Origin of the sequence: Allomesorhizobium camelthorni, assembly GCF_011045125.1 — a bacterium.
In the GTDB taxonomy this organism is placed as follows: domain Bacteria; phylum Pseudomonadota; class Alphaproteobacteria; order Rhizobiales; family Rhizobiaceae; genus Allomesorhizobium; species Allomesorhizobium camelthorni.
In genome coordinates this window covers 1-8,068 of the sequence record NZ_JAAKZF010000142.1, presented here as the reverse complement: position 1 = coordinate 8,068, position 8,068 = coordinate 1, and the positions used below count along the sequence as shown (strand labels likewise).

Here is an 8,068-nt window from a genome sequence, read left to right as displayed (position 1 = left end):
CGCAGCCCTATACTCTGATCGTTGCCATATCCCCTCGTATGGTCAAAGGCCGGCGTCCGTCCCCTCCTCGTCGAAACTCCACTTGGACGCCGGCCCTTTATGTCGAGAGAAAATCCTTTGCGAAGGACGCCTATATGGCGAGGCAGGCGCAGCGATGGACACTTTTTCCTTTCCGAGGAACAAGGCGCCGTCGATGCCGCGCTATTTCTTCACGTTACCCATGACGGATCATCGATGGATGACACAGAAGGTGTCGAGCTCCCGGACCGAACAGCGGCGTGGTTAGGAGCGACCGGCGCCTGGGAGGAATTTATCCGAGAGTTCAATGATGAACTGGAGACCGGGACAGCCTTGCAGGTGGACGTGCACGATCAGGATGGACCGCTCTTTCGTATAAGCTTCAGGGCGGAAATTCTTCGCTGATCAGTCGGCACATTTCAGCCTCTCGTAGCGGGCCGGAGCAGCTTTTTCGCGGGCTGCAAGTCACCTCCGAAGGTTCCGCCCTATCCGATTGGCCAAGCTGCAACCAGCGCCTCGGTGCCGTACAGTCTGTACCATTGCCATACGCCGCATATGGCAGACAAGGCCGGCGTCAGTCCCCAAAACTTGGACGCCGGCCTTTTTTGTCATGCTCTCTTTGCGGCAACACGCCAGATTCTAATGAGCTATCCAAAGGTGATTGGACAGGGCTGCGCCTCCAATGTCTCCTGGGACAGGGGGAGGAGGAATCCATGTCGATAAATTTCACCGAAATAATTCTTGCCGCCTCGATTTTGGGGCTCGCGGTCGGATTCGCTGTGCTGTAGCAGTCAGCGAATGCCTCGCCCCTGGCTGCATTCGCGATCCGACGGCCTTCGCTGCTTATAGCTTCGTGCCAGCCCGCATCGGGGGTGGGGTCGGGTTGCACAATGCACTGGCAGTGCTCTATCCCACCGAAGAAGACGTGGAGGCGGCAGCATGATGGGCGTTACCGAACCTCCTCCCGCCCGCTGAGAACGAAGACCAATTTGAACTTGAATTTCGACAAGCTGGGGCAATTGCCGATAGCGGTATCAGCCTTGGGGGTGGGGCGGATTCCCGCCGTTATGCACAATGTCCATAAAGGTCGGCTCCTCGCGCAATCTTCCTGTTCGGGGAACCGGAAAAATTGACGCGTTAACGACCTTCCTGGCGTCGCGCTACAACGTCCGCACAGGGGCATGTAAGCTGTCATTGTTGCCAGTCGCGGAACGACGACCCACTGAATCACAACCTGCGAGTAGGTAAAGATCGGGCAGTGCCGCGATCAACTCGGGATCAGTTCGGATCGCCTCCGGGGCAGTGAGACTTTGGCATGCACTCGGCAGAAATTGTGGGCCGATCAAATCAAGGGCCGTATCCCATTCCCGATCCGGAACTCGGATCTCGGTCGCCGTGAAAAGCGCACTTGATGCACGTGATTTCGTCGTGTGGGATACGGATGTCGCTTAGAATGTCATCCGGTGACCGGCTCAGCCCGTCCGTTGACGTCCACATAGCTTTTCGCTCGGCGCGAAGGCGGAACCATCCGCGAATGGGCCAACCGTGACAAAATGAAAATTCGTCCACATCGAAGCCATTCCTCCATCATTTGTTCGAATTGACGGAACGGCACGGGCGGTACTCAGCGCGCGAAGGACTGGTTGTATCACTACTGGCCCGTCCCGATGCTGAGCATTTCTCCTCGGGCTGGGGCGCACTGCGGTGGCAGCAAACGGTAATCGTTCCTGTGAAGGTCGAAATGCTGATTGCTTTTCGTAACATAGCCCTCCTTCCATTTAGGTGGCAATGGTCGATCAAATGATCAAAGTGGAATGCAACTTATGCGAGCCAATAACGTGAGAGCCCGCAACAAACGATTTCTTCTACAAACGTTTGTTCTGTGAAGTATACGGCTTATGAGCATGCGCTCTAATATCGCTTGCGCATAGACGGTTGTCTCTACGCCATCGGCCTCCATCGTGCTATACTGGTTTTTTGGTTTCCTTCCAGGGGAACGAAGATGTCAGCCCTGTCAACCTTGACGCGGAGAAGCATTGCTGCAACCTTTCTCGGTTGCGCGTTCCTCGCACCGGCTGCCATAGGAGCGGGAGTTACTGAAGATGTCGCGATGGGAATCCGCCTTGCGGAATTGCTTCGCGCGGGGCGAAGCGTTGTCTCCAACTATCAGACACTAATCAACGATCCCGCACTTGGCGACAAGCACCTCGACAGCGAGCGGTTTGCGAGCGAGGTCATTGCCGTTTACTCAAAAAACACCGGCCAGGCCCCGTTTTCCGGCGAATTGGCCAATCGCGACCGGCGTCTGCTTGAGGCCCAGATTGGGGCTATGCGGGAGGTGGTGGACGAGCAGCAAGATGACATCAACCGCGCTGGGATCGGGTTCAAGGGCTTCGTGCCGGCCGTTTTCGCGCGTCTGTTGAATGAGAAATTCGCCGCCAAGGTCGGCAACGAAGCTCTCGTGCGTGTGACTGCGCCCGAGCAACTCGTGCGCAACCGTAAATCGCTTCCCGACGCTTGGGAAGCCAGCATCATCGTAAGCGTCTTTTCAGACCCGAAGAGAGCAAAGGGAGAGGCCTATACGGAGGTAACCGAGGTGGACGGGCGCCCGGCATTTCGAATGCTGCTGCCCGAATACTATACGGACTCGTGCCTTTCCTGCCACGGCGAGCCGAAGGGCGAGATCGATGTGACCGGATATCCAAAGGAGGGCGGAAAAGCGGGCGATCTGGGGGGCGCTATCAGCATCGTCTTGTTCAAATGAGCGCTCTTGAACACTCACCCCACGAGGTGGAAGCCATACCGGCCCCGACGAAATCCCTTGGACGTCGCCTTGCCGGTCTGCCGATCGCCGTCCGTGTAGCTGCGCTGACGGCGGCCGGCCTCATCAGCCTCATCGTATCTTCCATCCTTCTCACGCAGGCGCTTTATCGCAGTGCCGACCGCACCGCAGACACCAAGGCATTGTTCGACCTCGCGGCGACCGCTGCTGCGACGCACGTGACCTTCGGCGAATTGCGATACTGGCTCACCGATTTGTCGGTCAGCTTGCTGATGAACTCCCAGCGCAACGCCGAGCAGGCGCGTGGGCGGCTGCTGGACCAACTGGACAGCCTTGCGAAATCATCCCCCGATGCAGTGAGGGAAATCCGTATTGAGATCGGCGCCTACGTCAAAACGGCGCTGGAGGCGGCGGACAGCTATACTCAGGACAACCGCATCATTGGAAACGCTCTCCTGGCCGAGGCGCGAACTCACAGCACAAATGTCGATGCCGCCCTTAACAAACTTGTCGAGCAAGTGAGCGCCGAGGCCGAAGCTGCTCGCAACGAGGCCGTAAGGCAAGCCCAGAAAACGGCGACTGCCGCCGCCATTCTGGTGGCCATCTTGCTGTTGATTGGGTCAGTTCTCACCATCCTCGTTCTTCGCTCGATCGTTGGCCCGTTGCGGCGGCTGAACCGGGCCATCGGCGAACTGACGGAAGGACGCTACGATATCGAAATACCGATGGAGGGAGGCGACGAACTCGGCGCGATGGCGCGGACGCTTCGGCTTTTTCGGGCGGGCGCGATTGAGAAGAAACAACTGGAGGACGAGGCGGAGCGGCAAAGACGGACGATTGCAGCTGCGCTTGAGGCAATTTCTGACGGATTTGTCCTGTTCGATCCGCAGGACAGGGTCATCCTGGCCAACAGCAAGTTTTGCGAATTTTTCCCCGACCATTCGCGAGCTTCTCTTCCTGGACAAAGCTTTCAGGATATCCTGAGGCGACGCTTGGCAAGCGGGCAAGTCGCCCTTGAGGGCGCGTCGCCGGAGGATTGGATTGCCGAGAGGCTCCACATCCACAAGGATTCGGCGGGCTTCGTCGGTGAGGATCGCTTCGGCGACCGATGGGTTCGCGTAAGCAGGCGAAGAACGCCTGACGGCGGCGCCGTCGCCGTGTACACCGACATCACGGAATTGAAGCGGAGACAGGACGAACTCGAGCGGGCCAAGAGCCATGCTGAATCGACAAATGAAGCCAAGAGCCGCTTCGTCGCGTCCGTCAGCCACGAACTGCGCACGCCGCTGAACGCGATTATTGGCTACAGCGAGATGCTGATCGAAGATGCCAGCGACCAGCAAATGGAGGCGTTCGTCCCGGAACTGGAGAAGATCGCCGCAGCCGGTCGCCATCTACTGGCGCTCATCAATGACATCCTCGATTTGTCGAAGATCGAGGCGAACAAGATGGAAATTTTTTTGGAAACGTTCAATGTCGCCGATTTGATGCGCGATGTCCAAGCCACAGTCGCGCCTCTGATGGCGAAAAACCGAAACAGTTTCGTGTTGGACCTCGAGGGCGACCTCGGGAAAATGCATTCGGACCAGACGAAGCTGCGTCAGAACCTCTTCAACTTGCTCAGCAACGCCGCCAAGTTCACCGAAGGGGGTCGTGTCACACTCACGCTGCGTCGCGACAAACGACCGGACGGCGATTGGCTGATGTTCAAAGCGTCCGACACCGGGATCGGGATGACCCCGGAGCAGCAGGAGCGGCTCTTCGACGCTTTCACTCAGGCGGACGCATCCACCACTCGCAACTATGGCGGAACTGGGTTGGGCCTCAGCATAACCCGGAGTTTCTGCCGAATGATCGGAGGCGTTGTAACGGTCGAGAGTGAACTTGGAAAAGGCTCGACCTTCATAATGGAGATTCCAGCCGAGTTCAAAAAAGAACCTGGCGAGCAACACCCCACCGAACCGGTGCCGTCGCTGCCGCCGAGCAAGGCGGTTTTGATCATAGATGACGAACCCGCTGCGCGAACTGTCATTGCTAGGGCCTTGGCGGAGGCGGGACTGGCGTCGATCGAAGCAGCAAGCGGAGAGGAAGGAATAGCCGCTGCTCGAGCGCATCGTCCCGCGGCAATCATTCTCGACATCATCATGCCTCATCAGGACGGCTGGTCAGTGCTGCGCTCGCTGAAGAGCGATAAGGAGCTCTGCGAGATTCCTGTGATCCTTGCGACGATACTTGCAGATCGCGAACTCGGCCTCTCCCTCGGGGCGGTCGAATACCTGACGAAGCCGATCGATACCGAGAAGCTGATTCAAACAATAGAGGCTTGCGGCGGTGGCAACCGCGATGTGCTTGTTATTGATGACGACCAAGCCTCCCGCGATTTCCTTCGGCGTATCCTGATCAAGAAGGAATGGCGGGTTCACGAGGCAAGCGACGGCGTGCGCGGCCTCGGGCTGATGAAACGATTGTTGCCGCGTCTGGTCGTGCTGGATCTGCTGATGCCAGAAATGGATGGGTTCCAGACATTGAACGAGATGCAGCAGACGCCAGAACTGCAGAATATTCCGGTCGTAGTTGTTACCTCGAAGGATTTGTCGACGGACGAGCTCAAATGGCTGCGCGACAGGGCGGTTGCCGTTGTGACCAAGGGCACAAACAGCAGGTCTCAATTGGTCAAGGCCCTCGAACGCCAGATTTCCGCGCCCGATTAGGTTGGCCCGGTATCGCCGATGGTTGAGCTGCCCCATGGTTAGAGGAGGTCGAAGATGACGAGGATCCTTCTGGTTGAAGACAACGAGATGAATCGCGACATGCTCTCGCGGCGGTTGTCGCGGCGTGGTTTCGAAGTGCTTATTGCGGAAAACGGACAATCGGGCGTGGAACTCACCATTTCGGAAAGACCGGATCTGATCCTTATGGATATGAGCCTGCCCGTGATGGACGGATGGGAGGCGACACGGCGGATCAAGGCTGATCCGGCCACCTCCAGGATCCCTATAATCGCGCTTTCTGCGCATGCTATGACCAGCGATCGGGAATTGGCGCTTGAGGCCGGCTGCGATGACTACGACAGCAAGCCGGTGGATCTGCCGAGGCTTGTCCAGAAAATCGAACAATTGCTTGCCGCAAATCCGTGAGCCGCCGAGTCGGCGGATTGGAGACATGACTGCCAAGAACGAGTTCCAACGCCACGCAATAGCCGCCCATCTGGCGCAGCGGCTTGCTGGACCGGCACGGGCAATCTCGGGAATTCAGGAACTGCTGCTAGAACAGGTGCAGAACCACGGTCTGGTGCACATCACACCAGATCTTGAGAGGGTCGGCGCCGCTGCCCGGCAATTGAACAGCCTCATCGACAGCTTGATCCATGGCAAAGCCGACTATCCGGACCATGCAGGGCGCGAGATCGAGGCGAAACTGCGTCACGATTTGCGAACACCACTCAACGCGATTATCGGCTACTCCGAAATGATCCTTGAAGAAGCCGAAGAATTGCACGAACACGCATTGGACGAAGATGTCAGGGTGATGCTCGCGGCTGCGGCCGAGCTGTTGGCGCATGTCGATGCAATTGCCGGCCTATCGCGCGCCAGCGACAACGAAGGGCTGTGGACGACGGATCAGGCAGAGATCGATGCAGCAGGGCTCGAAAGGGCGCTGGGCAAGACGGAGCGCGATGCATTCTCAGGACGCAACGGTAGAATACTTGTCGTCGACGACATCGGCAGTAACCGCGATCTTCTCTCGCGCCGCTTGCTGCACGACGGTCATCAGATAGTCACTGCCGAGTCAGGCCTGTCCGCGCTGACCCGCCTTGCGGAATACGAATTCGACCTTGTTCTGTTGGACATACTGATGCCGGATATGAACGGCATCGAGGTGCTCTCGCGATTGAAAGCTGAGCACCGGTGGCGGCACATCCCGGTCATTATGATATCGGGACTGAACGAAGTCGACGCCGTGGTCCGCTGCATCGAGGCGGGAGCCGACGACTACTTGCTTAAACCTTTCAATCCGGTCCTGCTGCGCGCCCGGATCAACTCCAGTCTGGAGAAGAAGCGTTGGCGCGATCGCGAGCACCAGTATCTTCAGCGGATCGAGGCGGAAAAGCGGCGGGCCGACTCGCTTCTTCATGCCGTCCTGCCCGGTCAAATCGTTGCGCGGCTGCAAGGGGGCGAGGAGATCATTGCGGACCGGTTCGAGGAAGTGACCATCCTTTTTGCCGATATTGTCGGTTTCTCGCCTATCGCAGCGAAATTGCCGGCATCCGACCTTATCAAGCGCCTCGACCGGATGTTCAGCATGTTCGACGCGCTGGCGGAGAAACATTCCGTGGAGAAGATCAAGACAATCGGAGACGCGTATATGGCCGCTTGTGGTCTTCCGGAGCCGGCGGCCGATCACGCCGACAGGATCGTGGCGCTGGGAAAATCCATGCTGGACTCGTTGAGGCTCTTGGCGTCGGGCAGCGATAGTTTTCGTGTCCGCATCGGCGTACACACCGGACCGGTGATCGCCGGTCTGATCGGCCGACATCGGTTCGTCTATGATGTGTGGGGCGAAACCGTGAACATCGCAAGCCGGCTCGAGTCCCAAGGCGTAGCCGACCGCATGCAAATCTCGGAAGCAACCAGACGCGCTCTGCACGCCTCTTGGGAGCTAGAACCGCGCTGCACTGTGGAACTGAGAGGCGTCGGGAAGATGGAAACCTATCTCGTTCGACACTGATGTCTGATTTCCTCAGGGTATTCCGCAGAGCGACACTGGGCTTGCAACACCGCGCAAGCGAGTAGCTTACGGCACCGGCGTTGAGAGGCTATTACTACCCGCCATGGCTGGCGCGATCCGCGAGGCCTTCAGGACGCGCGCCAGGTAGGGCTGAGCTCCGCGGCTGCTAGTCCGGATTGATGTTTCTCTCTAGCGATCCGTCTCGCGAGTTTCACGGCGGACAGTGCTGGTATTGGGGCCTGGCAAGGTGTCGTCTGGGTAGCCTGACCAGTGTATGCCCAACGCCAGCTCACGGGTCGTCTCCAGTGGCAGGATGAAGTCGGCTCTGGAGAAAAGCAGGAAAAGTCGGCAATTGCGCAGACCACCCATGGCTATTAGCTCGCCCGATGAGCGGTGATGATCCACGCACGCGAGTCAAAAAGCACACCGTCGGCAGCCAAGTGTGCGTCCAGTAAAATGCGCAACCGCTGCAACGCTTTATCAGCAGCCGCCGCGACGCCAGCAAGTGCTTCCTGGTGGCCGGCCTTGGTCGACCTGACC

5 protein-coding genes are annotated in these 8,068 nt (G+C 58.3%); all 5 read left to right on the top strand.

Annotation, left to right across the window (positions count from 1 at the left end; all coding sequences use genetic code 11):
• The first annotated feature begins 99 nt into the window (after positions 1 to 99).
• A complete protein-coding gene (locus tag G6N73_RS38915) occupies positions 100 to 423 on the top strand; it encodes a DUF6894 family protein (RefSeq protein ID WP_425484186.1) in 324 nt (107 codons plus the stop codon).
• A gap of 1,597 nt (positions 424 to 2,020) precedes the next feature.
• Positions 2,021 to 2,782 carry a c-type heme family protein gene (locus tag G6N73_RS33485; RefSeq protein WP_165034206.1) on the top strand — a complete coding sequence of 254 codons (762 nt, stop codon included), beginning with the start codon at positions 2,021 to 2,023 and terminating at the stop codon, positions 2,780 to 2,782.
• Positions 2,779 to 5,511, top strand: a complete 2,733-nt coding sequence (locus tag G6N73_RS33480) for a response regulator (RefSeq protein WP_165034204.1) — start codon at positions 2,779 to 2,781, stop codon at positions 5,509 to 5,511. Before G6N73_RS33485 ends, G6N73_RS33480 begins: the two co-directional genes overlap by 4 nt.
• A 54-nt stretch (positions 5,512 to 5,565) precedes the next feature.
• Complete coding sequence (locus G6N73_RS33475; protein ID WP_165034203.1) at positions 5,566 to 5,937, top strand: response regulator; 372 nt, start codon at positions 5,566 to 5,568, stop codon at positions 5,935 to 5,937.
• A 25-nt stretch (positions 5,938 to 5,962) separates the two neighbouring features.
• Complete coding sequence (locus G6N73_RS33470; protein ID WP_165034202.1) at positions 5,963 to 7,528, top strand: adenylate/guanylate cyclase domain-containing protein; 1,566 nt, start codon at positions 5,963 to 5,965, stop codon at positions 7,526 to 7,528.
• Positions 7,529 to 8,068 lie beyond the last annotated feature (540 nt).